Raw genomic sequence first — 26,257 nt, forward strand, 5'->3', positions numbered from 1 at the left:
GATCGGTTCGGCCGCCCCGGCTCAGAGGTCGCCCGCCAACGCCGTGCGGTCGATCTCCGCTACCGACCGCACGCCGGTCAGCGTCATCGCCACCCGCATCTCGGCGGCGAACAGGCGGAGCAGATTGGCGACCCCCGCCTCCCCGTCCGCCGCCAGCGCATAGATGAATGCGCGGCCCAGCATCACCGCATCCGCGCCCAGCGCCAGCATCCGCACCACGTCCAGCCCGGAGCGCACGCCCGAATCCGCCAGCAGCTTCAACTCGCCCGCCACCGCGTCCGCAATCCGGGGCAACGCGCGGGCGGTCGAGGACACCCCGTCCAGCTGTCGCCCGCCATGGTTGGACACGACGATCCCGTCCGCGCCGAAGCGCACCGCGTCGCGCGCATCCTCCGGGTCGAGAATGCCCTTGATGACGATCGCGCCCTTCCAGACATCGCGAATCCACTCCAGGTCGCGCCATGCGATCGAGGGATCGAAGTTCGCGCCCAGCCAGCCGATATAGTCCTCCAGCGCGGTCGGCGCGCCGCGATAGGCCGAGATATTGCCCAGATCATGCGGCCGCCCGCGCAGCCCCACGTCCCACGCCCAGCGCGGATGGGTGACCGCCTGCACCATCCGCCGGAACGCCGCATTCGGCCCCGACATGCCCGAATGCGCGTCGCGATAGCGCGATCCCGGCACCGGCATGTCGACGGTGAAGACCAAAGTCGTCATCCCCGCCGCCTGCGCCCGCTCCAGCGCGTCGCGCATGAAGCCCCGGTCCTTCAGCACGTAGAGCTGGAACCAGATCGGCGCGGACGATGCCGCCTGCACCTCCCGGATCGCGCAGACCGAGACGGTCGACAGGGTGAAGGGTACGCGCGCCGCCGCCGCCGCGCGCGCCGCCTGCACCTCGCCCCGCCTGGCATACATGCCGGTCAGCCCGACCGGCGCCAGCACCACCGGCAGGGCGAGTCGGGCGCCGAACAGCTCGGTCTCCAGGCTGAGGTCCGCGACGTTGCGCAGCACGCGCTGGCGCAGTTCGATTCCCGCCAGATCCTCGACATTGTGGCGCAGCGTATGCTCGGCATTCGCGCCGCCATCGATGTAATGGAACAGGAAGGGCGGCAAACGGCGGCGCGCGGCCTCCCGGTAATCGCTGGGGGCGGAAATGATCATCGCTCGGGCGGCCTCGTTTCACCATAAAGCGGACATGCCGGGATGTGCCGGTGAGACCGCGGACCGGCGAGCCATATCGCGTGGCGCGGTGGCTTTCCATGGCCCTGATCGCCGCCCCCAAACGGTTTCGACAATGGAACGAGATCGGGGCATGATGCGCTGACCGCCCCATGAGGATCACCATGGGAGGTCGTTCATGCATCGATTGACGGGCACCCTGCCCGCCCTCGCCCTGCTCGCCGCCTGTTCCGGCCCGAGCGATGTGCCGTCCGGCCAGTCCGGTACGCAGGTAATGGGGGAAGCCTATGACGCCAGCGACCCTGCGCCGCCCGGCAGCGATGAGGCCCGCAGACTTCTGAAGGCCTATTTCGCCAAGCATCCCGCCTGTACGCCATTCTTCAAGATGCCCTGGGACGTCGCCGTCGACAGCCCGGAGATGCGTCAGCGGGCGCAGGCCTTTGTCGATGCGGGACTGTTGCGGCTGGCGGGACGTTCGTCCTTTCCAGGTGCGGTCGGGCCGCGCCCGGCGCTACGCTATGTCCCGACCGCTGAGGGCGATCGCTATTTCCGCGCCCATGCCCCGGAGAAAGGCGGCGGCAAGGACGCGCTTTGTTATGGTACGGTCACCCCGACCCAGGTCGCGGTCGAGAATGCCGACCCGATGATGCGCCGCGCCGAAATCGCCTATCGCTTCCGCCTGACCGACATCCCGGCCTGGACGCGCAGCCCCGGCATCACCGCCCTGTATCCCTGGCTGCAAAAAGCGCTGACGGAGGAACGCAACGACCGGGTCGATCTGGTCTTTCGCGACGGCGCCTGGCGTCTGGACGATACGCCGACGCCGCTATCGCTCGACCTGCAACAGCTGAGCCATTGAGGGATCGGAACATCGAAACGAAGAAGGGATGGCGCACCCGACAGGATTCGAACCTGTGGCCTCTGCCTTCGGAGGGCAGCGCTCTATCCAGCTGAGCTACGGGTGCGTGGGCTGGCCGGTTAGCATCGCCTGCCACCCTGCGCCAGCCCTTTTTATGCCGCCGCCGCTTTTCCGGCCTTGATCGCGGGCGCGGGCGTCTTGGGGCGGTAGGCGCACAGATCCTCGACCGGGCAGCGCCAGCATTCGGGGCGTCTGGCCTTGCAGATATAGCGGCCGTGCAGGATCAGCCAGTGATGCGCGTGGAGCCGGAACGGCGCGGGCGTCGCCTTGTCCAGCTTCAGCTCGACCGCGAGCACCGTCTTGCCCTTGGCCAGGCCGGTGCGGTTGCACACGCGAAAGATATGCGTGTCGACCGCGAAGGTCTCGTGCCCGAAAGCCGTGTTCAACACGACATTGGCCGTCTTGCGCCCGACGCCGGGCAAGCGCTCCAGCGCCGCGCGATCCTCGGGCACCTCGCCGCCATAATCGTCGACCAGCATCTGCGACAGCGCGATGACGTTCTTGGCCTTGGTATTGAACAGCCCGATCGTCTTGATGTGCTGTTTCAGCCCCTCTTCGCCCAGCTCCAGCATCTTCTGCGGCGTATCGACCTCGGCGAACAGCGCGCGTGTCGCCTTGTTGACGCCGATATCGGTCGCCTGCGCCGACAGCGCGACGGCGACGACCAGCGTATAGGGGTTGCGATATTCCAGCTCGGTTTCGGGATGCGGGTTCGCCTCCGCCAGCCGGTGATAGAATTCGACGATATCGGCCTTCTTCATGGCCGTTACAGACCCAGCACGTCGCCCATGCGATAGCGTCCCGGCGCCTGCCCCGCGAGCCACAGCGCCGCGCGCACCGCCCCGCGCGCGAAGATGGTCCGGTCCTGCGCGAAATGGCCCAGCGTCACGCGCTCGCCTTCGCCCGCGAAGATCACCTCATGGTCGCCGATCACCGAGCCGCCGCGCAGCGCCGCCAGCCCGATCGTGCCCTCGGTCCGCGCACCGACCAGCCCGGCGCGGCCGTCGACGCGCAGCTCGGACAGGCTGTGCCCCCGCCCCGCCGCCGCCGCCTCGCCCAGCAGCAAGGCGGTGCCCGAGGGCGCGTCGACCTTGTGCCGGTGGTGCATCTCGGTGATCTCGATATCCCAGTCGGTGCCCAGCCGCGCCGCCGCCTCGCGCACCAGATTGGCGAGCAGCGTGATGCCGAGCGAGGTATTGCCGGTCTGAAGTACTGCGATGTCGGTGGCAGCCTCGTCGATCGCGGCATGCTGAGCCGGGGAAAGACCGGTGGTGCCGATCACGATGGGGGTGCGCGCCGCCCGCGCCGCCGCCAGATGCACGTCGAGCGCGCCCGCGATCGAGAAGTCGACCAGCACGTCGGCGGCCTTGGCCAGCGCGTCCGGGTCGTCACGCGAATCGCAGCCACCCGCCAGGGTCGCGCCCTCGCCCTCGATCAGGTCCGCGATCGCGCGGCCCATGCGCCCGGCGCTGCCGTAGATACCGATGGCGGTCATGCGGGGGCTCCGGTGGCAAAAAGCGAAAAAGTCATGCGGCGTTCCTTGGCACAGGTGCCTGCCGGGGGGAACAGATTGCGCGAGGGAAGTGCAAGGTTTGAGTATCCATTCTCCGGCGATCGATACGGATTTGATATCCGAGGCACATGGCTCCGGTTTCACGCGCGGCATATTCAATACGTCGCAGCAGGGCCGATCACGCAAAGGAACACCTGAATGAAGGACAAGCCCGAGGAAAAGTCGATGGGTGCCAAATCAACCCAACATTGACCCTCCCCTAATGTTCATGTTATGTTCCAGTATCCATTTGGGGGGGATGGGATCCACATGACGGGGGCGTTTTGCGATAAGCCAGATCAGGCATTTTCGTTTTGGCTGCGTACAGGCAGGTTGCCGTCGGCGCTTGGTCCTGATGGTATCGAACTCAAATTCAATCCCTGGCACGATCCGGCGAATGGTCGGTTCACCTTCGCAGGGACGGGACGTCAACACGGCACGGGCGGCAGTGACGCGGCGGGCGGGCGCATATCCAGGCGAATTCGGCACACACCCCCGACGGGTAAGTCGCCAGTCACGCCATCATCGCGGCCGGGGACGCTCAAACAGCGATCCAACCGACCCCGTCAGCCGAACCCCGTCACGGAGTTCATCGGAGGTGTTGGCGAAGGGATTTATGATGTTGGGAAAGGGACAGTTGCTGCTGTTCAGACCACATTGACGACGAATCCGGTGACGACGATTCGGGAGACTGGTCGCGGGATTGCGAACATGATCGACGCTGCAATCGCTGCAGAGAATACGCCAGCGCGAATTCAAATTTCGCGCGCGACCAGCGCGATTGGCAACGCCTCTGCAAGGGATGTCGGCCATGCTACTGGAACGGTCGTCGGGAACGTAGCGCTGTCGGCAGCACCCGGCGCCGCGCTCGCCAAGGTTGCCGCCGGGCGCCGGCTTCGCATGGCAACACGCCGGCCGAATTTTGATCCGCCTCAGATCGGCTGGGTGAAGGAAACGGTCAGATCCGACAAGCCTTGGAAAGTCTATAACGATGCCGCGCCCGGCTCGCGCCCCGGCCAAGCGCCGACATTGATGCGAACCATGCCGGACGGCTCGAAACGGCCTGTAAAGTTCGATGGCATCCAAGGCGATTACGTCATTGATCGCAAGTGGAGCGTCCGAGACGCACCGCGCGCCCGCGCTCAAATCTTGCGGCAATCGGAGGTATTGGCGCAGCATCGCCTCATTGGATCATGGGAAGTTCCAACGCCCGCTCAAAAGGCCAAAGCGCTCAAACTTCTCAAGAAGATGAATGTTACCAACATTCACGTAAAGGTGGTGAAACCATGATAGCCGTACAGATTGCCCATATCATAGCGGATTACGTCGTGTTCCTCGACCTCACTGATGACGATGAACTCGATCCGGATATCGCCGTAAAGATGATGGAAAGCCTTGCGGGTCAACTCGAAGAACTGGACCGAGGATTTCTCCGTCAGCTGGTCGACGCGTTCGCGGTCATTGCCGCCGATTATAGCGGTGAAGCCCAACAGGTGGTGCGCGACATCCCGTACAGCTTCTATCTCGAAGAGGTACTCGCAGCGGGCGATCCCGTAAGGCTGGCAGAGTTGGAAGCGATACGCGAAGCACGCGAATGATCGGAAATAAGCAAAGCAAAAGACTGATGCGGATAGGCGCCACCCAAAACATCGTCATCCTCACCGGCGCAGGCGTCTCCGCCGAGTCCGGCATCGCCACCTTTCGTGGCCCCGGCGGGCTGTGGGAGGGGCACCGGGTGGAGGATGTCTGCACGCCCGAGGCGCTCGCCGCCGATCCGGACCTGGTCCACCGCTTCTACGATCTGCGGCGGGCGGGGCTTGCCAGCGTGGAACCCAATCCGGCACACGACGCCCTGGCGCGGCTGGATCGGGAATGGCGGGGGGAGTTGCTGATCGTCACGCAGAATGTCGACGATCTGCACGAACGGGCGGGGGCGGAGCGGATGCTGCATATGCATGGCGCATTGAAGCAGGCCCTGTGCGCCGCCTGTGGCGAGCGGTTCGACTGGCCGGGCGATCTGCCGCCCGGCACGTCCTGCCCCGCCTGCACCGCGCCGCGCTTGCGGCCCGACATCGTGTTCTTTGGCGAGATTCCCTATCACATGGAGCGGATCGAGGCGGCGCTGGCGCAGGCCGATCTGTTCGTGTCGATCGGCACCTCGGGCGCGGTCTATCCGGCGGCCGGGTTCGTGCGGATGGCGAACGCTTTTGGTGCCGCGACTCTGGAGCTGAATCTCGAACGGTCGGAGGGGAGCGGATGGTTCGACGAAAGCCGCCTCGGCCTGGCGGGGCAATTGGTGCCCGAATGGGTGGAGCAGATGCTCAGCCGGTGACGGGAACGATGACCTCGCGAGCGCGGGGCGTGAGCCGCTCAAGCGCCGGGCCCTGAAGGCCGCGCGCCGTCACCAGCACACCGAAGGCGCGCGGGTCGGGCTTATTGAAGAGCAAAGGCTGGCCGAGCGCATCCGCCACCCCTGCCCCCGCCTCGGAGGCGATCAGCGCGGCGGCGGCGATGTCCCACTCATTGCCCCAGCGCAGGGTCGCGATCAGATCGGCCTCGTCGGCGGCGACCATGGCGATGCGCAGCGCGATCGAGTTGGGCTTGAACACCGCGACCAGATCGCGGTCGGCCTTGGGCAGCGCATCCACGGGTACGCGCGCACCGGGCATCTGGTGGCAATAGCCCGCGCTGAGCGCACTGCCGTTGCGGGTCGCGCCATGCCCCGCCTGGGCCAGCCACAGCTCACCGCGCGCGGGCGCGGCCAGCACGCCGATCACCGGCACGCCGTCCTCGACCAGCGCGACCGAGACCGCCCAGCCCTCGCGCCCCCGGATATAGTCGCGCGTGCCGTCGATCGGGTCGACCACCCAGACCCGCCGCGCCGCCAGCCGGTCGGGCTTGTCCGCCGTTTCCTCCGACAGCCAGCCCGCATCGGGGATCAGCGCGTGGAGCCGGGCATAGAGCATCCGGTCGACATCCAGATCGACCTCGCATACCGGGCTGCCCGGCGTCTTTTCCCATTGGCGGAAATCAGTACGCCAGCGGGCAAGCGCCATCGCCGCCGCCTCACGCGCCGCCGCGACGACAGCGGGGACCAGCTCAGCTGCTGGCAACCGTCATTCCATCGATTCGCAGGGTGGGCACATTGACGCCGTAGCGGAATTCCAGATCATTGGCCGGGGTCATGCCGAGGAACATATCCTTCAGATTGCCTGCCACGGTGAACTCCGCAACTGGCCCGGCGATCCGTCCGCCGACGATGCGGAAGCCCGCCGCGCCCCGGCTATAGTCGCCGGTGACGGGGTTCACGCCGCTGCCGATCAGCTCGGTGACGTATACGCCGTCGGCGATGTCGGCGATCAGCGTCTCCACCGGCACGCGGCCCGGCGCCATGAACAGGTTGCTGGTCGACACGCCCGGCCCGCCGCCGGTGCCGCGCGCGGCATGGCCGGTCGGCTCCAGCCCCAGCTGCCGCGCGGAGGCGGAATCGAGCAGCCAGGTTTCCAGCACCCCGTCCTCGACGATGGCGGTCGGCGACACCGCCAGCCCCTCGCCGTCGAAGGGGCGCGAGCGCAGGCCGTGCGGGCGGTGGGGATCGTCCTCGATCCGGATGCCCGCCGCCATCACCCGCTCGCCCAGGCCATCGAGCAGGAAGCTGGTCCGCCGCGTGATCGCCGCGCCCGCGATCGCCGAGACGAGATGGCCGACCAGCGAGGACCCCACGCGCGGATCATAGACAACCGGCATCGCGCCGCTGGCCAGCTTGCCCGGATTGACGCGGGCGACCGTCCGCTCGCCCGCGCGGATGCCGATCGCCTCGGGGCTTTCGAGCAGGCGGCGAAGGCGCGCGCCGTGATGGGCATAGTCGCGCTGCATGGTCGCGCCTTCGCCCGCCACCACGCTGACCGACAGGCCGTAACCGGTGGCGGCATAGCCCGCCGCGAAACCATGGCTGGTCGCCAGCGCCGAGACGACGCGCGAGGCCGATGCCCCCGCCCCCTCGGAGTTGGTGACGCCCGCCACCGCCCGCGCGGCCTCTTCGGCCTCCAGCGCAGCGGCGCGCAGAGCTTCGGGCGCGACCTCGCCGCCATCGTCCAAGTCGAGCATCGGCGGCGCACCGTGCAACAGCCGCTCTTCTGGCGCCAAGCCCGCCCAGAGATCCTCGGGCGCCTCGCGCGCCATGGCGACGGCGCGCTCGACCGCGCGGTCCATCGCATCGCCCGACAGGTCCGATGTCGAGACGCTGGCCGAGCGCCGCCCGACGAACACGCGCAGGCCCAGTTCCTCACTCTCCGAGCGGCCGACATCCTCCAGCGCGCCGAGGCGCACCGACACCTCCAGCGCGGCATCGGCGGCAAAAACCGCGTCGGCGGCGTCGGCTCCGGCGGCGCGGGCACGGGCAACGATGTCTGCGGCCCGGTCGCGGGCCTGTTCGGGAGTCAGCATGGTTCAGGACTTAAGGACGCTTGCGCGGGGATGCCAGTCCCCGTCGCATTCCGGCGGCGACTTCCCTGCCCGCTCAGGCGACCAGAGCCAGATGGGACGACGACGCTCCCCGATAATCGGCGGTATCCAGCCGGAATTGCGCGACTTCGCTGGCCAGCACCTCAGCCTCGGCCGCCAGGTGACGGGCGGCGGCGGTCGCCTCTTCCACCATCGCCGCATTCTGCTGGGTCGAACCGTCCATGTCGGCAACCGCGATATTGACCTGTTGCAGGCCGGTCGCCTGCTGCTCCGCCGAGGACGCGATCTGCGAAACGAGCGCGCTGATCTCGGCAATGCGCGCGGTGATCGCCTCCAGCGTGCGGCCGGTCTCGTTGACCAGATCGACGCCGATGCCGACCTGCGAACTGGAGCTTTGGATGCGTTCCTTCACGTCGCGCGCCGCATCGGCCGAACGCTGGGCGAGCGCGCGCACTTCGGAGGCGACCACGGCAAAGCCCTTGCCCGCATCCCCGGCCCGTGCCGCCTCGACTCCCGCATTGAGCGCGAGCAAGTTCGTCTGGAAGGCGATGCCGTCGATCACCGTGATGATCTCCGAAATCTCAGTCGAGGACCGCTCGATCGCGCCCATCGCCTCGACCGCGCGGCGGACCACCGCGCCGGATTCCTCGGTTTCCTGCCGCGCGGCCACCACGATCGCGTTGACGCGGTTCGCGCCGCTGGCCGTCGTGCGCACGCCGCCGGTGATCTCGTCCATCGCCGCGGCGGTTTCCTCCAGACTGGCCGCCTGCTGCTCGGTGCGTTGCGACAGGTCGTCGGACGCGGCGCGGACTTCGGCGGCGCCGCTTCGCACATGGCCTGCCGAGCGCGAGATGCGCGTCAGGGTGCGTGACAGCCGCTCCATGCTGTCGTTGAACGACCGGCCCAGACCGCGATATTCGTCGGGTAGCGTGTCGCCGACCCGGTAAGCGACATTGCCCTCGCCCAGTTCGTTCAGCGCCGAGGCCAGTTCGCGCACGACCACCTCCTGCTTCTCGCCGTTGCTCACCTGCGCCTGCGCGGCGACGCGGAAGACCTCGACCGCCGAGACCATGGTGCCGATCTCGTCCGCGCGCTCCCGCCCGTCGAGCTTCAGCGCGAGGTCGCCGCCCGCCATGCGCCGCATCGCATCGGCCGTCGCACCGATCGGACGCAGCACCCGGCGCAGCAGGTAGAACAGTCCGCCCCCCAGCATCCCGGCCACGATCAGGCCCAGCACCGCCAGAATCGCGATCGTCATGCGCAGCGTCGCCAGACTTTCTTCGGTGACGCGCGCCTGCGCCTCGCCCGCCGCCTTCACCAGCGCATCGATGTCGCGCCGATGCGCGGCGTAGAGATCTGAAAGCCGGGCATAGCTGGCCTGCGCCGCCGCCCGGTCGCCCCGCCGGATCGCCGGGAGGGTCACATTGTCGAGTTCGCCCCAGAAATCGTCGGCGTTGCGCGCCGCCTTGTCGATCAACATCGACTTCAACCCGCCCTGAAGCTCCGACGCCTTCCATTTGGCGATGCCCGCCCGGAAATCGCGTTCCAGCCGGGTCAGCGCGGCCTGCCGATCGGGCAGCGTCGCGGGCTGTTCGACCAACAGGGTCGCTTCCAGAAATGGCTCGATGATATAGGCGGGCGGGGGAAGGATGTCGGCCTGGAGATCGCTGATCCGCTGATTGGAGGCCGCCAGCGGACCGCCGATACGGATCGTGTTGATCTCGTATCCGGTCAACGCCGCGCCCGTTATCAGGACCGCCATGACGATCATTCCGCCAGCACGGCATTTTTCGTTTATGTTCAAGAGGTTGTCCCTTTGCTAATTTATGTTTAGCAGGGAGATGATAATTTACCGTTATCGGCGCGAAACGACTCTCATATTTGCTTGCGGCCAATGCGGATTGATCGCCAACGCGTTCAACTCAGGGCGAAAATCATGAGATAATTCGGAAGTGCCGGACACATCGCCGGATGAACCGCCGGACGACCGGGGCGTTAAACCAGCATGACTCCGAAACCGCTCGACCAGCACCCTGTCTCGCATAAGGCGACGCTGCGCCTATCCGCCGGGCGCGCGGTCGATCTGCGGTTTGGACTACGCGTCACCAGTGGCGGGCTGCTCGCGATCGGCGGGCTGGTTTCGTCGATCCTGTTGTCGACGGCGGTCTTGGTCGGCGTCGCAACCCGGCACCTGCCGGATCGCGATTCCCGCTGATCCGGATCGACCGCGTTACGCCTTGGACAGCATTTTCTCGGCGCTGGTCTTCACGAAATCGCCGATCGGCCCCGCCATCATCGACAGCATCATCGGGATCGTGACCGTGCCGCGCAGGGCATCGTCCGCGACCTCCATATCGGCCTTTACCGTCTGACCCATGGCGATGATGGTCAGGATCAGCCGATCCTCGGCGGGCCATTCCGACGAGACCTGGCCGCCGCCGGGAATATGCGCTTCCAGCTTGGGGAGCCCCTGCTCGATCCGGCGCCGTGCTTCGGCATGACCCAGGCCATGGGGGATGTCGAAATTGACCGATGCCATCGGGCGAAACTCTCTTTCATGCGTGAAATCGAGAACCGCGTGGCGTGGTTTGCCATGGGGGTCAAGGGCTATGCGGTGAAATAATGTAACAGCCGGACTTGCCGAAGATTTCCGGGGATGGAGCGGGTAACGGGAATCGAACCCGTGTATTCAGCTTGGAAGGCTGCTGCACTACCATTGTGCTATACCCGCTCAGGTCCAGCACCGCTGATCGACCCTAGCCGATTGGCGGGGATGGTGGAAGGGACTGGATTCGAACCAGTGTACGCTCACGCGGGCAGATTTACAGTCTGCTGCCTTTAACCACTCGGCCACCCTTCCGGGGTGTCGCTCCATCGAAGCGAGGCGCGCCCAATGCCGAAGCGCGCGCGGCCTGTCAACGCCGTTTTGTGCGTTTTGCACAGATCGCGATTGATCCCGTTGCTTGCATGTCGGGCGAACGGGACATAGCCTTTGTCCCATCAGTAGAGATACCGGGGGAAATATCATGATGCGCCCATCCTTGCTCGCCGCCGTCGCGGCGGCCGCCCTGCTGCCTGTCGCCGCAGCCTCCGCGCAGGACCGCAGCGCCGCCAACCGGCTGATCGATGAGGGCATGAACCACAGCCAGGTCATGCAGACCGTGCAGCATCTGACCGACGTGATCGGCCCGCGCATGACCAACAGCCCGGCAATGCGCACCGCCGAGGGCTGGACCGCCGAGCAGTTCGCCAAATGGGGGCTGAAGAACGTCCATAAGGAAGGCTTCGCGTTCGGACGCGGCTGGTCGATCGAGCGCGCCAGCGTGCGCATGGTGTCGCCTCGCCCGCTGCAACTGACCGCGATCCCGATCGCCTGGACGCCCGGCACCAATGGCGCCGTCACCGCCCCCGTCATCGTCGCGCCGATGAAGCGCGAGCGGGACTTCGACAAGTGGCGCGGCCAGCTGCGCGGCAAGATCGTCATGGTGACGATGCCCGGCACCGGCGACGAGCAGACCAGCGCCCCCTTCCGCCGCCTGACCGGCGAGGACATTTCCAAGCTCGACCTCTACGTCCAGCCCGAGCATGATCCCGACAGCGCCGACCGTCGCATGAAGCGCCTCGACTTCGCGCAGAAGCTCGATGCGTTCCTGAAGGCCGAGGGCGCGGTGGCCTATGTCACCCAGAGCTACCGCGACGGCAAGCTGGTGCACGGCGAGGGCTATCTGTTCGGACGCGGCGAGACGCCCGCCGTCCCCGGCATCGAACTGGCCGCCGAGGATTATCGCCGCCTCGCGCGCCTGACGAAGACCGGCCCCGCCCCGACGATCGAGGTGCTGAGCGACGTCCGATATGACGACAGCGACGTGAATGCGTACAACATCATCGCGGAAATCCCCGGCACCGACCCCAAGGCGGGCTATGTGATGGCGGGCGCGCATCTCGACAGCTGGGTCGCGGGCGACGGCGCGACCGACAATGCGGCGGGCAGCGCGATGATCATGGAGGCCGCACGCATCCTGGCCGCCACCGGCCAGCGGCCGAAGCGGACCATCCGCTTCGCGCTCTGGTCGGGCGAGGAGCAGGGCATCCTGGGCTCCATGGCCTATGTCGAACAGCATCTGGCGACGCGCGGCCGCCCCGACGATGCGCCGCAATCGGGCCTGAAGCGCTATTATGGCTGGACCAATCGCTGGCCGATCACGCCCAAGCCGGGTTACGGCGATCTGGCGGCGTACTTCAACATCGACAATGGCTCGGGCAAGCTGCGTGGGATTTACGCCGAGAACAATCCGGCGGCGGTGCCGATGCTGAAGGAATGGCTGTCCCCCTATGCCTCGCTGGGCGCGGGCAATGTCGTGCAGCGGACGACCGGCGGCACCGACCATGTCTTCATGCAGGCGGTCGGCGTGCAGGGCTTCCAGTTCATCCAGGACCCGCTGGATTATGGCAGCCGGACGCATCACAGCTCGGCCGATACCTTCGACCATCTGAAGGGCGACGACATGCGTCAGGCCTCGGTCGTGCTCGCCGGGGTCTTGCTCGCGGCGGCGAATGCGGACAAGGCGTTGCCGCGCCCGCCGGTGCCGACGCAACCGGCGACGACCAAACCCTTTGATTTTACGGATACCGACGACTGATGGCACGCCGAGGACATCGCCCCAGCCAGGGTTCATCCAACCGCCCCCGCTTCTGGGGGCGACATGCGGTGACCGCGGCGCTCGCCAATCCCAACCGGACGGTGCGCAAGATCTGGGGCACGCGCGAGGCGCTGGCCGCGCTCGACCTGCCGCCGATCGTGCCGGTCACCTATGCCGACGTCGCCGATCTGGGCCGCCTGGTTCCGTCCGACGCGCCGCATCAGGGGCTGGTGGCCGAGGTCGATCCGCTGGAGGATATCTGGCTGGGCGATCTGCTGCACGAGGCGCAGGATAATCAGCGGCCGCTCGTCGTGCTGGATCAGGTGACGGACCCGCACAATGTCGGCGCGATCCTGCGCTCGGCCGCCGCGTTCGACGCACTCGCCATCGTGACCCAGGACCGGCACGCGCCGCCCGAATCGGGCACGGTCGCCCGCTCGGCCAGCGGCGCGCTGGAGACGGTGCCCTGGGTGCGCGTGGTGAACCTGGCGCGTGCGCTGGAGGAAATCGCGGAGGCTGGCTTCTGGCGCATCGGCCTGACCGGCCATGCCAGCCAGACGCTGGCCCAGGCAATGGGCACGCAGCGCATCTGCATCGTGCTGGGCGCCGAGGGCGAAGGCATGCGCCAGAATACCGAGGCGCATTGCGACGAACTTGCCAAGCTGCCGATCAGCCCTAAGGTGGAAAGCCTGAACGTCTCCAACGCGGCGGCGATCGCGCTGTATGCGGTGGCGGCGCGGTGATTTCCCGGGCGGCGGGGTCGGTTCCCTGCCGCTTTGTTTTGGCGCGCAGGTCGCAGATAGTGGGAATGGCAAGCGCCGGGCGTGCGCTTCGACTTCGCTCAGCGTGAACGGCTGTTGGTACGTGTGGCCACCATCCCCTTCCTCCGTTCAGCCTGAGCGAAGTCGAAGGCCACGGGGTTTCGGTTCGCGGAGGTGGCGTTTCTGGCCGCAAGGCCTCTCGGACTGCCTTAAGCAGGAAGACGTGAGATTGATCCACCCTTCCCCTTCAGGTGAGGGGCCGGGGGTGGGGCGCTGCCGCAAACGCCGTGCCTGTGGTGATGCCCGACCCCAACCCCTCCCCTTTAGGGGGAGGGGCTCGGCTTGGGTCGGCCCTATGTCATCCCAATCCAAGGCTACTGGTCGCGATAGCAGGGCCCGCTCGCTCCGCGCCGGACATCTCCGCGCCTTTGCGCGAACAAAAAGGCGGGGCAGAAACCCCGCCTCCGACGTTCCGACGCGATGCGCCGTCAGTCCTCCGCCGCGATCCGCACCCGCATCCCGTCCTGCGCTTCACCGAACGGCAGCTGGCACGACAGTCGCGAGGTCGCATCCCGGTCGCTGGTCGAATCGAGCAGGTCGTCCTCGTCCGGGCCGAGCACGGGCAGCGTGTCGGCAAAGGCCGGGTCGACATGCACATGGCAGGTCGCGCAGCTGCAACAGCCGCCGCACAGCGCCAGCAATTCGTCGACACCCGCGTCGCGGATGACTTCCATCACCGACAGACCGGCTTCGCCGTCGATTTCGCGTTCTTCCCCGTCGCGGGTCACGACGATAAGCTTGGGCATGTCCATTCTCCTTGTCGGCCCTGGTGTTGAAAGCGGCTCTGCCGGGCCTGAACGCGCGGATCAAGCATCATGGGGCTAAGCGCCGAACAGATTCGCGAAAGCATGGACGCGCTCGCCGCCGTCGAACCCGCCATCGCCGCCGCGCTGGAGCGGATCGGCTATCCCGCGCCGCGTATCCGGGCGCGCGGCTATGCCACGTTGGTCCGCACCATATTGGGCCAGCAGGTTTCGGTAGCCTCGGCCGATGCGCATTGGCGGCGGCTGAACGAACTGCTCGGCGATGCGAGCGACCCGACGCGGCTTCACGGCGTCACCGACGAGGAGCTGCGGAGCGCGGGTATATCACGCCAAAAGGCGGGCTATCTCCGCAGCCTTGCCGAGGAAGTGACGAGCGGCCGCCTGAATCTGTCCGATCTGCCGCAGGATGACGAGGAAGCGATCGCCAAGCTGGTCGCGGTGAAGGGCATCGGCCGCTGGTCGGCCGAGGTCTATCTGCTGTTCGCCGAAGGGCGCACCGACATCTGGCCCGCAGGCGACCTGGCCGTGCAGATCGAGATGGGGCGTATCCTGGGTCATGACGCGCGCCCGTCGGAAAAGCTGGTCCGCGAACTGGCGGAGGCGTTCCGCCCGCACCGCAGCGCGCTGGCGATCTTCACCTGGCACCATTACGGCGCGGGCGCCGACGCCGCGCCGGTGTAACGGCAACCCGTTCCTCCCCTGCAAGGGGAGGGGGACCATTCGCAGGATGGTGGAGGGGTGTAACCGGCTGCGAGGAACTTCTCCCTCTCACCCCGTGACACCCCTCCGTCAGGCCTTCGGCCTGCCACCTCCCCTTGCAGGGGAGGAATGATTGTATCCCACTTCCCCCTTGCCCCGCCCGGCGCGACACGCCACCATTTCCGGCGATGCCCACCCTGCCCGCCGTCGCCACCATCGCCCAGACCATCCAGTTGTCGCTGGCCCCCGTCTTCCTGCTCGCCGCGATCGGGCAGTTGCTGAACGTGCTGGCCGGGCGGCTGGCGCGGGTCATCGACCGGGCGCGCGGGCTGGAGATGATGATCCACAAGGTCGATGACGGCCCCGAGCGGTTGCGCCACAAATGGGAGCTGCGGCTGCTCGACCGGCGCATGTCGATCATCAACGCCGCGCTGTTCCTGGCCGTGTCGAGCGCGGTGATGGCCTGTATCGTGATCGCGGTGCTGTTCATCGCCAATATCGGTAAATTCCATATCGGCACCTGGATCGCGCTGGCCTTCATCATGTCGGTCAGCCTGCTGACCCTGTGCCTGATCGCCTTCATGATCGAGGTGCGCATCTCGTTGCGCGCCATTCACGTCCGCAAGGAAATCCTCAATTGAGCGTCACGCCGATCGAGCGGCGCGCCTTGCAGACCATCGTCGCCATCGCCTGTCTGGTGCCGCTGACTATCGGAGGGATCAGCATCGCGCGCGGTCCGGGCTGGCTGGGTCATGCGCCGGTGATCCCCACCGATCTGGACAGCCAGTTCCGGTACGTCTCGGGCATCTTCTTTGCGCTCGGCCTCGCCTTCGCGACCTGCGTGCCCGGCATCGAGCGCAAGAGCGCGCGGTTCCGCCTGCTCGGCCTGTTGGTGGTGGCGGGCGGTCTGGCACGGCTGCTGTCCTGGGCGACGATCGGCGCCCCCTCCCCCGGGCATCAGTTGGGGCTGGTAATGGAACTGGGAGTCGTGCCGCTTCTTATGCTCTGGCAGGCCCGCATCGCGCGCGGTCATTGCTGACCGTCAGGAGCTTTGCGATGCGCTTTTACGACCGGGTTGCTCCCGCATGACGATCGTCCGCCGCGTCGCCAAGGCGCTGGCGCTGATCCTGATCGTGCTCGGCCTGAGCGCGACGATCGTGCCGCATTATCTCGACCGGCTCTATTATGAGGGGCCGGAGAGCGGCCATTATGACGGCGAGCGCTTCTTCAACCCCGATGGCGATAGCGACACCTTTCGGATGCCGACCCGCGGCGGGCGCAGCGGTTTCCTGTGGCGACAGCTGACCGGCGATGACGGCCGCCCCGTCTGGCCCGAGACGGTGGCCGTCCAGCCATCCAAGCCCGAGGCCCGCGTCGACGGACAGCGCATGGTCGCCACTTGGATCGGCCATGCGACCGTGCTGGTCCAGACCCAGGGCCTGAACATCCTGACCGACCCCATTTATGCCGAGCGCGCGGGACCGTTCGGCTTCGGTCCGAAGCGGGTGGCGCGGCCCGGCGTGGCGCTGGACGACCTGCCCCGGATCGACCTGATCCTCATCAGCCACAATCATTACGACCATCTCGACCAGACGACGCTGAAAAAGCTGTGGGCCCGCGACCGGCCGCTCGTCGTCACCAGCCTGGGCAATGACAGCGTAATCGGCCAGGTCGGCGTCCCCGCCACCGCGCTAGACTGGGGCCGGGAGAAGGTGATCCGGCCCGGCATCTCGGTGGCCGTGACCCGCAACCATCATTGGGGCAGCCGCTGGTTCGCCGACCGCAACCGCGCGCTCTGGTCCAGCTTCGTGGTGAAATTGCCCGGCGGGAATATCTTTTTCGCGGGCGATACCGGCATGGGCGACGGCCGCTGGCCGGAGGAAGCGGCGCGACTTGGCCCGGTGCGCCTCGCCCTGCTGCCGATCGGCGCGTTTCGCTTCGTGCCGGGCCAGATGGCGTCGGGCAGCCATGTCGGGCCACCGCAGGCCGTGCAGATTTTCGAGCGGCTGGGCGCGTCCACGGCGATCCCCATCCATTGGGGCACGTTCCGGCTTTCCTATGAGGCTTATGATACGCCGCCCAAGTTGCTGGATGCGGCGATGCGCTGTTCGGGAGCGCCGGGGCGGTTTGCGGCGGTCCGTCTGGGCGAGCCGGTGGAAATCGCGCCGTTCCAGGCTGCGGGCGCGGTACGGACGAGCGATGCGGCGATGCGGGCTTGCCTCGACACGCCGCAGGTTCGGGCTTTGCGATAGCGATCCCTTGGCCTTCGACTTCGCTCAGGCTGAACGGAATGTTGGAATGGTACCGGATACCAAACCCCGTTCAGGCTGAGCGAAGTCGAAGCCCACGCCGAAACCTCGGCCCCACTGGAACAAAAGCGCAACTGGACCCATATTCCCTTTCATGGCGATCCAGATCCGCACCACCCTCGACGAGCCCGAAACCGGGGTCAGCTTCATCCCCCACCGCCCGTCGCGTCCCGAAAAGGCCGAAGGGGGCAAGCGGTTCGAGCTGGTCACCGAATATACCGCCAGCGGCGACCAGCCCGCAGCGATCAAGGAACTGACCGCCGCCGCCCGCGCGGGCGACAAGGATCAGGTGCTGCTGGGCGTCACCGGCTCGGGCAAGACCTTCACCATGGCGAAGGTGATCGAGGAATTGCAGCGCCCGGCCCTCATCCTTGCCCCCAACAAGATCCTCGCGGCACAGTTGTATGGGGAGTTCAAGAACTTCTTCCCCAATAACGCGGTCGAATATTTCGTCAGCTATTACGACTATTACCAGCCTGAAGCCTATGTACCCCGGTCCGACACCTATATCGAGAAGGAAAGCTCGATCAACGAGTCGATCGACCGGATGCGCCACTCGGCAACCCGTGCGCTGCTGGAGCGTGACGATGTCATCATCGTCGCCTCGGTGTCGTGCCTTTACGGCATCGGCTCGGTCGAAACCTATTCGGCGATGATCTTCGACCTGAAAAAGGGCCAAAGCGTCGACCAGCGCGAGATCATCCGCAAGCTCGTCGCACTCCAGTACAAGCGTAACGACGCCGCCTTCATGCGCGGCAATTTCCGGGTGCGCGGCGACAATCTCGAAATCTTCCCATCGCACTATGAGGATTCCGCCTGGCGCGTGTCCTTCTTCGGCGACGAGATCGAGGAAATCGTCGAGTTCGATCCGCTGACCGGCAAGAAGGTGGCGAGCCTCAACTCGGTGCGCATCTACGCCAATTCGCACTATGTCACGCCCGGTCCGACGATGAAGCAGGCGGTCGAGGCGATCAAGTTCGAGCTGACCGAGCGGCTGAAGGAGTTGGAGATCGAGGGCAAGTTGCTGGAGCGTCAACGGCTGGAGCAGCGCACCAACTTTGATTTGGAGATGATCGCGGCCACCGGCAGCTGCAACGGCATCGAGAATTACAGCCGCTTCCTGACCGGTCGCCTGCCCGGCGAACCGCCGCCCACTTTGTTCGAGTATCTCCCCGAAAACGCGGTGCTGTTCGTCGACGAGAGCCATGTCACCATCGGCCAGATCAACGGCATGTCGCGCGGCGACCACCGGCGCAAGATCACGCTGGCCGAATATGGCTTTCGCCTGCCATCGGCGATCGACAACCGGCCGCTGCGCTTCAACGAATGGGACGCGATGCGCCCGCAGACGGTCAGCGTTTCGGCCACCCCCGGCAACTGGGAGATGGAGCAGACCGGCGGCGTCTTCGTCGAGCAGGTCATCCGCCCCACCGGCCTGATCGACCCGCCGGTCGAGATCAAGCCCGTCGAGGAGCAGGTGCAGGACCTGATCATCGAGGCGCGCAAGACGACCGAGCTCGGTTACCGCACCCTCGTCACTACGCTGACCAAGCGAATGGCGGAGGACCTGACCGAATATATGCATGAGGCGGGGATCAAGGTCCGCTACATGCACTCGGACGTCGAGACGCTGGAGCGTATCGAGCTGATCCGCGACTTGCGACTGGGCGTGTATGACGTACTGATCGGCATCAACCTGCTGCGCGAGGGATTGGACATTCCCGAATGCGGGCTGGTCGCGATCCTGGACGCGGACAAGGAAGGGTTTTTGCGGTCCGAAACCTCGCTGATCCAGACGATCGGGCGTGCCGCGCGCAACGTCGATGGGCGGGTGATCCTGTACGCAGACCGGATCACCGGATCGATGGAACGCGCCATGCTGGAAACCTCGCGGCGTCGCGAGAAGCAGATGGCGTACAACACCGAACACGGCATCACGCCTCAGACGATCCGCCGCCAGATCGGCGACATCATCGCGCATGTGGCGTCGGGCGACCAGGTGACCGTGCCGATCGACGAGGACCGTCCGCACATGGTCGGCCACAATCTGCGCGCCTATATCGAGGAACTCGAGAAGAAGATGCGCAAGGCTGCGGCCGACCTCGAATTCGAGGAAGCGGGCCGGTTGCGCGATGAGATTCGCCAGTTGGAGAATGAGGAACTGGGCCTGCCGGTGCATGAGCAGAAGGCGCCGATCATGGGGCGGTCCAACGAGGGCAAACCGGGGACGCGCAAGACTCGGTTCGGGAAGAGCAAGAAGTTTGCCAGTGGGCGGAAGGCGAATTGATCATTGGGGTGGGCTGCTTGGCGGTGCCCCTCCCCCATCCCCTCCCGCCTGCGGGAGGGGCGTGCCGGTGGCAGCGGTAGGAATTTCTCAGACGTAGCGCCTTGATGCTTGCCCAGTAACGCACCCCTCCCGCAGGCGGGAGGGGATGGGGGAGGGCAAGCCACAAGGACCGCCCTCCGAAACCTCACCCCAAATCTAAATTCTCCGTCCCCACCCCATAATAACCCGCAACCCGATCGGCATAAGCCTGATCGAACACCGGCGCATTGTTGGACCAGCTCGGTCCGCCTTCCAGCAGGCGACGGTCGACGGTGATGACATACTGGTCGCCCACCGGATCGAACTGCAACAGGCTGAACGGCACCGGATAGAAGCTCTTGCCCATGCCGAGGAACCCACCCAGCGCCAGCACCGCATGGGTCGCGCGGCCCGAGCGCTTATGGACCATGAAGGCATAGACGCTACCGATCGCATCGCCATCGCGGCTTTCGAGCTTCAGCGTGCCCGAGACGGTGGACTGGACCAGGATCAGGGTGGGCGTGTCGTGTTCGGCCATATTAACCTCCATTTGGTCGGATGAACCGTCAGGGCGGGGCCGGGTTCCGACCCTCGCCGCATCGGCACGTCCCGTCGCAGCGCGGGGTTGAGCATCCGGCCACCCTCCCGCATAGGCTGGACGCGATGCGTCGCCTGTCCCTTGCTTCCCTCGCCCCGATCGTCGGGGCCGCCGCCCTGTCGGGCTGTATCCCCGCCGCGACCCGCCCGGAGGCCGCAGCCCCGGTGCAACACGCCCCCCACCCCGCCCCGCCCGCGCCGCGCCCGGTGCTGGGGAGCGACTGGCGAGACTGGCCGCTGACGCCGGGGGACTGGCGTTACCAGCGCGCGGCGCAAGGCTCGATCGCGGTGTTCGGCACCGGCGGCGTCACCCGCCTAACCCTGGCCTGCGATCCGCGCACCCGCCAGATTCGCCTCGGCCGCCCCGCCTCGGTCGCGGGTGCGGTCACCGTCCGCACCTCCAGCACGACGCGCAGCCTGACCGCCCATGCGGTCGCGGGTGGCGCGGAGCTGTCGCTGCCGGTCGCCGATCCGCTGCTGGATGCCATGGCGTTCAGCCGGGGCCGGTTCACGATCGAACAAAGCGGCCAGGTGCCGCTGGTCATCCCCGCCTATGCGGAGATCGGGCGCGTGATCGAGGATTGCCGGGGCTGAGTCCCGCGATTTGGCGGGCGCAGGATGCTCGGCCAAACATCATCGCATTACAAGTCTTGTTTATTGGCTTTCGCCTACGCACATTGGCGTTGCGCACTTTGAAAGGGCGCATTGGCTTTAACTAGCGAAAGGAGGTGATCCGATGTCTCATGGTTCAGCAAGGGGGTCGGTTCAGTTCGTTCGGGGGGCCGGTCTCTGACATCGATGGGCGCGTCTCGGGGGGTATTCTCCCCCAATCAACGGTCGCGCCTGATGTCTTGAGGCCCGCATGGTCTCCCGGGCTGGAGCTCTCCGGCCGCTGACCATGTTTAGGGGTTGCCGGGGCCGTCGCGATGACGTCCCGGCAGCCTCTTTTCATTTGGGGGATAATGCTGTTCGGCGCGAGTGCCAGCGGCCATGAACCCGTTCCTCCCCTGCAAGGGGAGGTGGCAGGCCATAGGCCTGACGGAAGGGTGTCACCCGCCGCTCCGGGGCGCTCCCTCTCCACCGGTTACACCCCTCCACCATGCTGCGCATGGTCCCCCTCCCCCGCCAGGGGAAGAAAGCCGGTTTAGGGTTTGGCGGGCGCCGGGTCCTGCATCGCCAGCCGCAGGGGCTTGTCGCCGGGCACCAGCAGAACGGGCACGTCCTTGCCCGCCTGGACCAGCACCTGATCGACCGGAATCGCATCGTCGCTCTCGCCCGCGATGAATGCCTGCACCAGCCGCTCGCCCTTTTGCGGCACGAAGCCCGCCGGAATGGCCATCGGTTTGCGCCCCATCGCCGCCAGCCAGTCGGGGCGACCCTTCACCATGCGCGTGGTCGGATGATAGACCTGCAGATCGACCGCACCGGCATATTGGCCGACCGTCATAGGACGGTCGCCGTCGAACAGTACGACCGAGCGGCCGGACGCCTTGGCCGCCAAAACCCGGCGCGCCAAGCCGTTATAGCCGCTGGCGCTCTGCCCCAGCGTGGTCTGGTCGATGGTCAACGGATCGATGCCGGTCTTGGCCTTCAGCAGAGCCGCCATCCAGCTTTGCTTGGCGTTGCCGGAGCCGTCGATCGGCTCCTCGGCGACGTGGCTGTGGCCGACATAGACGAACATCTTGGCCTTGGGATCAGCGGCCAGCACCTTGGCCAGGCTGCTGGACTGCGCCTCCTCGCGCCGGGCGATGCTCTCGGCGCGGCTCAGGCCTTTGCCGCTTTCCATCTCTTCATAGGCCACGGGACGATAGCCCATGGCTAGCGACTGCCGGACGAAGTCACCGAACACCGGGTCCTGGGTATAATGCCCCGAGCTGTGGACCGGAAAGCCATCCTTCGCCAACCGAGCCATCGGCGCCTGACCGTCCGCGTTCCAGAAGGTTTCCGCCGCGAGCAGCGAATAGCCCAGCGGACGCAAGGCCCCCGCAACTTCCAGCGCAAAGGCGCGATCGCGCGGCCGGCCATGATCTTCGTTGAGGATCACCACGCGAGTCTTGGCCGCCCGCGCGACGATCTCCGCGATCGCATCGCGCGGCGTGGCGGCGACCAGACGCTCGGCGGCCGCCTTGGCCTTGGGTCCATCCGACGGTTGCGGCTCGGGACCGACGGGCTCGGCCGTCATGCGCGTCTGCGCCTCTCGCCACTGGCTATAGAAGATACCGGGCTTGGGCTTGCCGGACGCGTCAAAGGCCAGCGGCCGCAATATGTCCGCCGCGTCGAGATAGCGGCCGTCCTTCAGCTGATCCAGCGATCCGTTGATGGCGTCCCAGTCCGCCTTGCTCGGCCCGTCCTGTGCCATTGCGGCGGTGGAGAGCATCATCGTCACCACCATTGCCGCGCCCCGCATCAGTCCGCCCTTTCCTCGCGATATTTCATTTCCAGAAATCGCCTGCGGGTCGACAGGCTGTCAAGGTCGGCTTGGGCCAGCCGCTGGGTCATGTCGCCGATTTCCTGCTCGATCAGCTTCAGGCCATCGACCAGCTGCGCATCCGGCGTCCGGCCGTTGCGTTCGACCCGGCGCAGCGGCTCGGGCACGCGTTCGTAGTCGCGCAGGAAAGCGGGGAGCTGCTCGCCAATCAGGCGGCGGACCTCCATCGCCTCGGGCGTCTCGTTATCGACGCCCGCCAACTGCGGCGAGAGCGTGTCCAGACGCCGCCCGATCCGGTCGACCAGTTGCACGGCGGGTGCGGGCAGCAGCGGGCGCTGCGCCTCCAGCCAGCGTTCGGTCTGGGCGGGCAGCGCCTTGATATCGACCTGTGCCAGCTTGGCGGGCGTCGGCGCGCGCGCGGCGGGCGCGAGTGCGATGGCGAGCGTCGCCGCCAGCATCAGCATCATCGCCGCCAGCGCGCCGAAAATACCGATGCCGCCGGGCAGGATCAGGCCGGTCACCATCGCCGCCATCAGGATGACGCCGTTGGCGAAGGCGATCATCGCAAGCCGACGCAACGCAGAGCGCGTCTTGCGCCGGGCGCGCTTGATCGTGGCCTCCGCCTGGCCCCGATAATCCTGCGAGATGCGCGCCATCACTTCGCGCGCACGCTCGATCTGGGCATCGACCTCGTTCGAGCGGGGGGTGGTCACGGGATTACAGCGCCTCCAGCTTGAACGACGATGCGGCCGACCCGCTGGTCAGCTGCGGGTTCTGCGCGCCCTCGGCACGGGCGATATAGCCCTTCGACTTCTCGACCTCGTTGCCCAGCGTCGTCACGGTCGTCTTCATCGAATCGAGTGCCTTGAGCTTAAAGCTGTCGATCGCATCCATCGTGTCATAGATATTCTGGAACGCGCGTTGCAGCGTTTCCAACGGGATGGTCGAGGCCGCCGCCTGCTCGTGAATCTGTGCGGTCTGGCTGCGTAGCAGCTTGCCGGTCGAATCGATGATGTTGGCGGTCGTGGTGTTCAGCGCGGTGATCTGGTCGAGCACCAGCTTCTGGTTGGCCAGCGCCTGTGCCACGGTGACGGCGGTGCGCAGCGCCGAGACGGTGGTGGTCGAGGCGCGGTCGACGCCCTTCACCAGCTCGACATTGTTCTTCTTGACCAGATCGAGCGCCAGATAGCCCTGCACCGTGACCGCCATCTGGGTCAGCAGGTCCTGGGTCCGTTGACGGGTGTAGAACAGCGCGGTCTCGCGGATCGCCTTGGCCTTGGCAGGATCGGTATGATCCAGCTCGTTGGCGGTATCCTCCAGCTTGGCGTCCATCGTCTTGGACAGATGGATCATCTGTTCCAGCCGCCCCATGGCCGACCACAGATTCGCGCGCTCGGTATCGATGGCGGCATTGTCCATGAGCAGTTCGTCGCGGCCCGAGGAAAGGCTCTTCAGGATCGCCGCGATATGCGTCTGCGACGAGCGATAGCCGTCGAAATAGTCGCGCATCTTGTTCCCGAAGGGCAGGATGCCGAGCAACTTGCGCGGGGCGGAGAGATTGCCCTGGCGACCGGGATCGAGGCTTTCGACGACGCGGCGCAGCTCGGTCAGGTCCTTGCCCACCCCCGTCTCGCCATCCATCGCCTTGACCGGGCGATCGAGGAAGCGGTTGGACTGGCTGGCCGCCTCGCGAATTTCCTTCTGCCCCATCGCCGTGATCGCATCGACGCGGCGGCCGAATTCAGGGCTGTTCACGTCCTGCGCGATCAGCTCGGCGACGAAGCCGTCGACCTTCTGCTCCAGCTGCGTGCGCGTCTTGTCGTCGACGGGCACCAGTCCGGCGGCCTGGGCGGGCGCCACCGTCGGCACGGGATCGGGCGGCGTCAGCGTCAGCCCCTTTTCCTGGGTCACGGTATCGGCGGTCGTGGCCATTGTTCAAACTCTCCAAATACGCACGCATAGTGTGGAGGGGATGGTCGCCGGGTTCAAGTGTATTATCGGGGTAATACTATGCGCTGGGGCAGCCTCAAACTTTCCTCCCCTGCAAGGGGAGGTGGCGCGCGTAGCGCGTCGGAGGGGTGTCCCCCCTCTCGATAGCGTGACACCCCTCCGTCAGGCCTTCGGCCTGCCACCTCCCCTTGCAGGGGAGGAATGGATCGGAAAATGATCGTCCGCCTCGCGCAACCGAAGTCAGGGGGGTTCGTTACCCCGGCTCGGCCTTGCCTCTCCGGACGGTCCGGTCATCCCCAAAGCTCGTGGCTCCCGCACCTTCGCGTGCGGAATCATGCGGTTACGGGGCCGTGATCGTTCCCCGAACGGAGATGCCGGGCCGAACGCAGCATAGAGAAATACCCACCTGGCCCCTATCGGTCTTCCGACCGGCGGGGGTCCATTTTGAGCCCGCCCCTGACCTCCGTTCAGCCTGAGCGAAGTCGAAGGCCACGGGATATCCTGCGAGCAAGGCGGGCTTGTGTTTCTGCCGGTTCCGCGTGGCCTTCGACTTCGCTCAGGCTGAACGGAGGTGGGGTGCGACGCGTGACGCTCGCCCCCTCAGGCGTCGAACAGACCGTCCTGCGATCCGATCGGCGGGTTGAGCCCCAGATGCTTCCACCCACCCGGATTGAGGATGCGCCCGCGCGCGGTGCGGGCGAGCAGGCCGAGCTGGATCAGGAACGGCTCGATCACCTCCTCGATCGTGTCGCGCGGTTCGGACAGACCGGCGGCCAGTGTCTCCACGCCGACAGGCCCGCCGCGATAGACGTCGGCGATCATCGTCAGATAGCGGCGGTCCATCGCGTCCAGCCCCAGCGCATCGACCTCCAGCCGATTGAGCGCCTGGTCGGCGGCGGCGGCATGGACGATCTCATGCCCCGCCACACTGGCGAAGTCGCGCACCCGGCGCAGCAGCCGCCCGGCGATACGCGGCGTGCCCCGCGAGCGCCGCGCGACCTCGACCGCGCCGTCCTCGGCAATGGGCAGGTCGAGCAGCCGCGCGGCGCGGGTGACGACGCGGGTCAGTTCCTCGACGGTGTAGAATTGCAGACGCACCGGAATGCCGAAGCGGTCGCGCAAGGGCGTGGTCAGCAATCCCTGCCGCGTCGTAGCACCGACCAGCGTGAAGCGCGGCAGGTCGATCCGCACCGAACGCGCCGACGGCCCCTCGCCGATCATCAGGTCGAGAACGCGGTCCTCCATCGCCGGATACAGGACTTCCTCGACCGCCGGTTGCAGACGGTGGATTTCGTCGATGAACAGGACGTCGCCGTCCTCCAAATTGGTCAGCAGCGCGGCCAAGTCGCCCGACTTGGCGATCACCGGGCCGGAGGTCGCGCGGAAACCCACACCCATCTCGCGCGCGATGATCTGCGCCAGCGTCGTCTTGCCCAGACCCGGCGGGCCGAAGAACAGCACATGGTCCAGCGCATCGCCACGCCCGCGCGCCGCCTGGATGAAGACGCGTAAGTTGTCGCGCGCCGCCTGCTGCCCGACGAATTCGTCCAGGCTCTTGGGGCGAAGCGCGGCGTCGACATCCTCGGGACGGCGGCTGGCGGATAACAGGCGGTCTTGGTCGGTCACGAGG

General features: G+C 66.6%; 26 protein-coding genes and 3 tRNA genes. 13 read left to right on the forward strand and 16 right to left on the reverse strand.

The features are described from left to right. Positions 1-21: 21 nt before the first annotated feature. Positions 22-1,161, reverse strand: coding sequence for an FMN-dependent L-lactate dehydrogenase LldD (gene lldD, locus KV697_RS07605; protein ID WP_219020779.1), 1,140 nt, complete (start codon positions 1,159-1,161; stop codon positions 22-24). A gap of 196 nt (positions 1,162-1,357) precedes the next feature. Here lldD and KV697_RS07610 point away from each other — a divergent pair, with 196 nt between their 5' ends. Beyond that, on the forward strand, positions 1,358-2,038 hold the full coding sequence (locus KV697_RS07610) for a hypothetical protein (protein ID WP_219020780.1): 681 nt from the start codon (positions 1,358-1,360) through the stop codon (positions 2,036-2,038). 29 nt (positions 2,039-2,067) lie between these two features. Here the strand turns inward: KV697_RS07610 and KV697_RS07615 are convergent. From KV697_RS07615 to dapB, 3 genes are all read right to left on the reverse strand, one after another. Further along, positions 2,068-2,144, reverse strand: a tRNA-Arg gene (locus KV697_RS07615). 46 nt (positions 2,145-2,190) lie between these two features. Then, the gene (gene nth, locus KV697_RS07620; RefSeq protein ID WP_219020781.1) at positions 2,191-2,859 is read right to left on the reverse strand and encodes an endonuclease III; all 669 of its coding nucleotides are present in this window, start codon (positions 2,857-2,859) and stop codon (positions 2,191-2,193) included. Positions 2,860-2,864: 5 nt separating this feature from the next. Then, the gene (gene dapB, locus KV697_RS07625; protein WP_219020782.1) at positions 2,865-3,593 is read right to left on the reverse strand and encodes a 4-hydroxy-tetrahydrodipicolinate reductase; all 729 of its coding nucleotides are present in this window, start codon (positions 3,591-3,593) and stop codon (positions 2,865-2,867) included. 768 nt (positions 3,594-4,361) lie between these two features. On the opposite strand from dapB, the gene KV697_RS07630 reads away from it, so the two are divergent. Genes KV697_RS07630 through KV697_RS07640 form a run of 3 tightly spaced genes read left to right on the forward strand, consistent with a single transcriptional unit; the run spans position 4,362 to position 5,982 of the window. Beyond that, complete coding sequence (locus KV697_RS07630; protein ID WP_219020783.1) at positions 4,362-4,940, forward strand: hypothetical protein; 579 nt, start codon at positions 4,362-4,364, stop codon at positions 4,938-4,940. After that, the gene (locus tag KV697_RS07635; RefSeq protein WP_257575699.1) at positions 4,937-5,248 is read left to right on the forward strand and encodes a hypothetical protein; all 312 of its coding nucleotides are present in this window, start codon (positions 4,937-4,939) and stop codon (positions 5,246-5,248) included. Before KV697_RS07630 ends, KV697_RS07635 begins: the two co-directional genes overlap by 4 nt. Before the next feature lie 26 nt (positions 5,249-5,274). Beyond that, positions 5,275-5,982, forward strand: coding sequence for an NAD-dependent deacylase (locus KV697_RS07640; protein ID WP_374011397.1), 708 nt, complete (start codon positions 5,275-5,277; stop codon positions 5,980-5,982). Here the strand turns inward: KV697_RS07640 and KV697_RS07645 are convergent. From KV697_RS07645 to KV697_RS07655, 3 genes are all read right to left on the reverse strand, one after another. Beyond that, on the reverse strand, positions 5,972-6,763 hold the full coding sequence (locus KV697_RS07645; protein ID WP_219020784.1) for a 3'(2'),5'-bisphosphate nucleotidase CysQ: 792 nt from the start codon (positions 6,761-6,763) through the stop codon (positions 5,972-5,974). The genes KV697_RS07640 and KV697_RS07645 overlap by 11 nt on opposite strands. Beyond that, positions 6,750-8,096 carry a TldD/PmbA family protein gene (locus KV697_RS07650; RefSeq protein ID WP_219020785.1) on the reverse strand — a complete coding sequence of 449 codons (1,347 nt, stop codon included), beginning with the start codon at positions 8,094-8,096 and terminating at the stop codon, positions 6,750-6,752. The genes KV697_RS07645 and KV697_RS07650 overlap by 14 nt, the downstream gene beginning before the upstream one ends. 73 nt (positions 8,097-8,169) lie before the next feature. Next, positions 8,170-9,876, reverse strand: a complete 1,707-nt coding sequence (locus KV697_RS07655) for a methyl-accepting chemotaxis protein (RefSeq protein ID WP_219020786.1) — start codon at positions 9,874-9,876, stop codon at positions 8,170-8,172. A gap of 243 nt (positions 9,877-10,119) precedes the next feature. Between KV697_RS07655 and KV697_RS07660 the strand changes: the two genes are divergently transcribed. Next, positions 10,120-10,329, forward strand: coding sequence for a hypothetical protein (locus KV697_RS07660; RefSeq protein ID WP_219020787.1), 210 nt, complete (start codon positions 10,120-10,122; stop codon positions 10,327-10,329). A 15-nt stretch (positions 10,330-10,344) separates the two neighbouring features. Here the strand turns inward: KV697_RS07660 and KV697_RS07665 are convergent, their stop codons facing one another. The 3 genes from KV697_RS07665 to KV697_RS07675 form a co-directional block, all read right to left on the reverse strand. Next, positions 10,345-10,653 (reverse strand): polyhydroxyalkanoic acid system family protein, encoded by a 309-nt coding sequence (locus KV697_RS07665; protein ID WP_219020788.1) that lies wholly within the window; start codon positions 10,651-10,653, stop codon positions 10,345-10,347. Positions 10,654-10,771: 118 nt separating this feature from the next. Further along, positions 10,772-10,845 (reverse strand) — tRNA-Gly (locus KV697_RS07670). Between the two features lie 43 nt (positions 10,846-10,888). Further along, positions 10,889-10,974, reverse strand: a tRNA-Tyr gene (locus tag KV697_RS07675). A 169-nt stretch (positions 10,975-11,143) separates the two neighbouring features. On the opposite strand from KV697_RS07675, the gene KV697_RS07680 reads away from it, so the two are divergent. Together KV697_RS07680 and rlmB are read left to right on the forward strand one after the other, a co-directional pair. Further along, positions 11,144-12,754 carry a M20/M25/M40 family metallo-hydrolase gene (locus KV697_RS07680; RefSeq protein WP_219021294.1) on the forward strand — a complete coding sequence of 537 codons (1,611 nt, stop codon included), beginning with the start codon at positions 11,144-11,146 and terminating at the stop codon, positions 12,752-12,754. Then, the gene (gene rlmB, locus KV697_RS07685; protein ID WP_219020789.1) at positions 12,754-13,497 is read left to right on the forward strand and encodes a 23S rRNA (guanosine(2251)-2'-O)-methyltransferase RlmB; all 744 of its coding nucleotides are present in this window, start codon (positions 12,754-12,756) and stop codon (positions 13,495-13,497) included. Before KV697_RS07680 ends, rlmB begins: the two co-directional genes overlap by 1 nt. Before the next feature lie 506 nt (positions 13,498-14,003). Here the strand turns inward: rlmB and KV697_RS07690 are convergent. After that, on the reverse strand, positions 14,004-14,321 hold the full coding sequence (locus KV697_RS07690; protein ID WP_219020790.1) for a 2Fe-2S iron-sulfur cluster-binding protein: 318 nt from the start codon (positions 14,319-14,321) through the stop codon (positions 14,004-14,006). A 69-nt stretch (positions 14,322-14,390) separates the two neighbouring features. Here KV697_RS07690 and KV697_RS07695 point away from each other — a divergent pair, with 69 nt between their 5' ends. From KV697_RS07695 to uvrB, 5 genes are all read left to right on the forward strand, one after another. Then, positions 14,391-15,020 (forward strand): DNA-3-methyladenine glycosylase family protein, encoded by a 630-nt coding sequence (locus KV697_RS07695; protein WP_219020791.1) that lies wholly within the window; start codon positions 14,391-14,393, stop codon positions 15,018-15,020. 206 nt (positions 15,021-15,226) lie between these two features. Beyond that, on the forward strand, positions 15,227-15,679 hold the full coding sequence (locus KV697_RS07700; protein WP_219020792.1) for a DUF2721 domain-containing protein: 453 nt from the start codon (positions 15,227-15,229) through the stop codon (positions 15,677-15,679). Next, positions 15,676-16,077 (forward strand): DUF4345 domain-containing protein, encoded by a 402-nt coding sequence (locus KV697_RS07705; protein WP_219020793.1) that lies wholly within the window; start codon positions 15,676-15,678, stop codon positions 16,075-16,077. The genes KV697_RS07700 and KV697_RS07705 overlap by 4 nt, the downstream gene beginning before the upstream one ends. Positions 16,078-16,123: 46 nt before the next feature. Further along, entirely contained in the window at positions 16,124-17,290 is a 1,167-nt protein-coding gene (locus KV697_RS07710) for an MBL fold metallo-hydrolase (protein WP_219020794.1), read from the forward strand. A gap of 151 nt (positions 17,291-17,441) precedes the next feature. Beyond that, a complete protein-coding gene (gene uvrB, locus KV697_RS07715; protein ID WP_219020795.1) occupies positions 17,442-19,634 on the forward strand; it encodes an excinuclease ABC subunit UvrB in 2,193 nt (730 codons plus the stop codon). A 184-nt stretch (positions 19,635-19,818) separates the two neighbouring features. Here the strand turns inward: uvrB and KV697_RS07720 are convergent, their stop codons facing one another. Next, entirely contained in the window at positions 19,819-20,190 is a 372-nt protein-coding gene (locus tag KV697_RS07720; RefSeq protein ID WP_219020796.1) for a PRC-barrel domain-containing protein, read from the reverse strand. 125 nt (positions 20,191-20,315) lie between these two features. Between KV697_RS07720 and KV697_RS07725 the strand changes: the two genes are divergently transcribed. Continuing rightward, entirely contained in the window at positions 20,316-20,843 is a 528-nt protein-coding gene (locus KV697_RS07725; protein WP_257575704.1) for a hypothetical protein, read from the forward strand. A 550-nt stretch (positions 20,844-21,393) separates the two neighbouring features. Here the strand turns inward: KV697_RS07725 and KV697_RS07730 are convergent. The 4 genes from KV697_RS07730 to ruvB all read right to left on the reverse strand — a co-directional run bounded on the left by KV697_RS07730 (position 21,394) and on the right by ruvB (position 26,253). Then, positions 21,394-22,656 carry a hypothetical protein gene (locus KV697_RS07730; protein WP_219020797.1) on the reverse strand — a complete coding sequence of 421 codons (1,263 nt, stop codon included), beginning with the start codon at positions 22,654-22,656 and terminating at the stop codon, positions 21,394-21,396. Beyond that, complete coding sequence (locus KV697_RS07735) at positions 22,656-23,390, reverse strand: hypothetical protein (protein WP_257575705.1); 735 nt, start codon at positions 23,388-23,390, stop codon at positions 22,656-22,658. Before KV697_RS07735 ends, KV697_RS07730 begins: the two co-directional genes overlap by 1 nt. 4 nt (positions 23,391-23,394) lie before the next feature. Further along, entirely contained in the window at positions 23,395-24,609 is a 1,215-nt protein-coding gene (locus KV697_RS07740; protein WP_219020798.1) for a toxic anion resistance protein, read from the reverse strand. Between the two features lie 618 nt (positions 24,610-25,227). Continuing rightward, positions 25,228-26,253 (reverse strand): Holliday junction branch migration DNA helicase RuvB, encoded by a 1,026-nt coding sequence (gene ruvB / locus KV697_RS07745; protein ID WP_058718293.1) that lies wholly within the window; start codon positions 26,251-26,253, stop codon positions 25,228-25,230. Between the last annotated feature and the right edge of the window lie 4 nt (positions 26,254-26,257).

Source organism: Sphingomonas sanguinis (genome assembly GCF_019297835.1).
Classification (GTDB): domain Bacteria; phylum Pseudomonadota; class Alphaproteobacteria; order Sphingomonadales; family Sphingomonadaceae; genus Sphingomonas; species Sphingomonas sanguinis_D.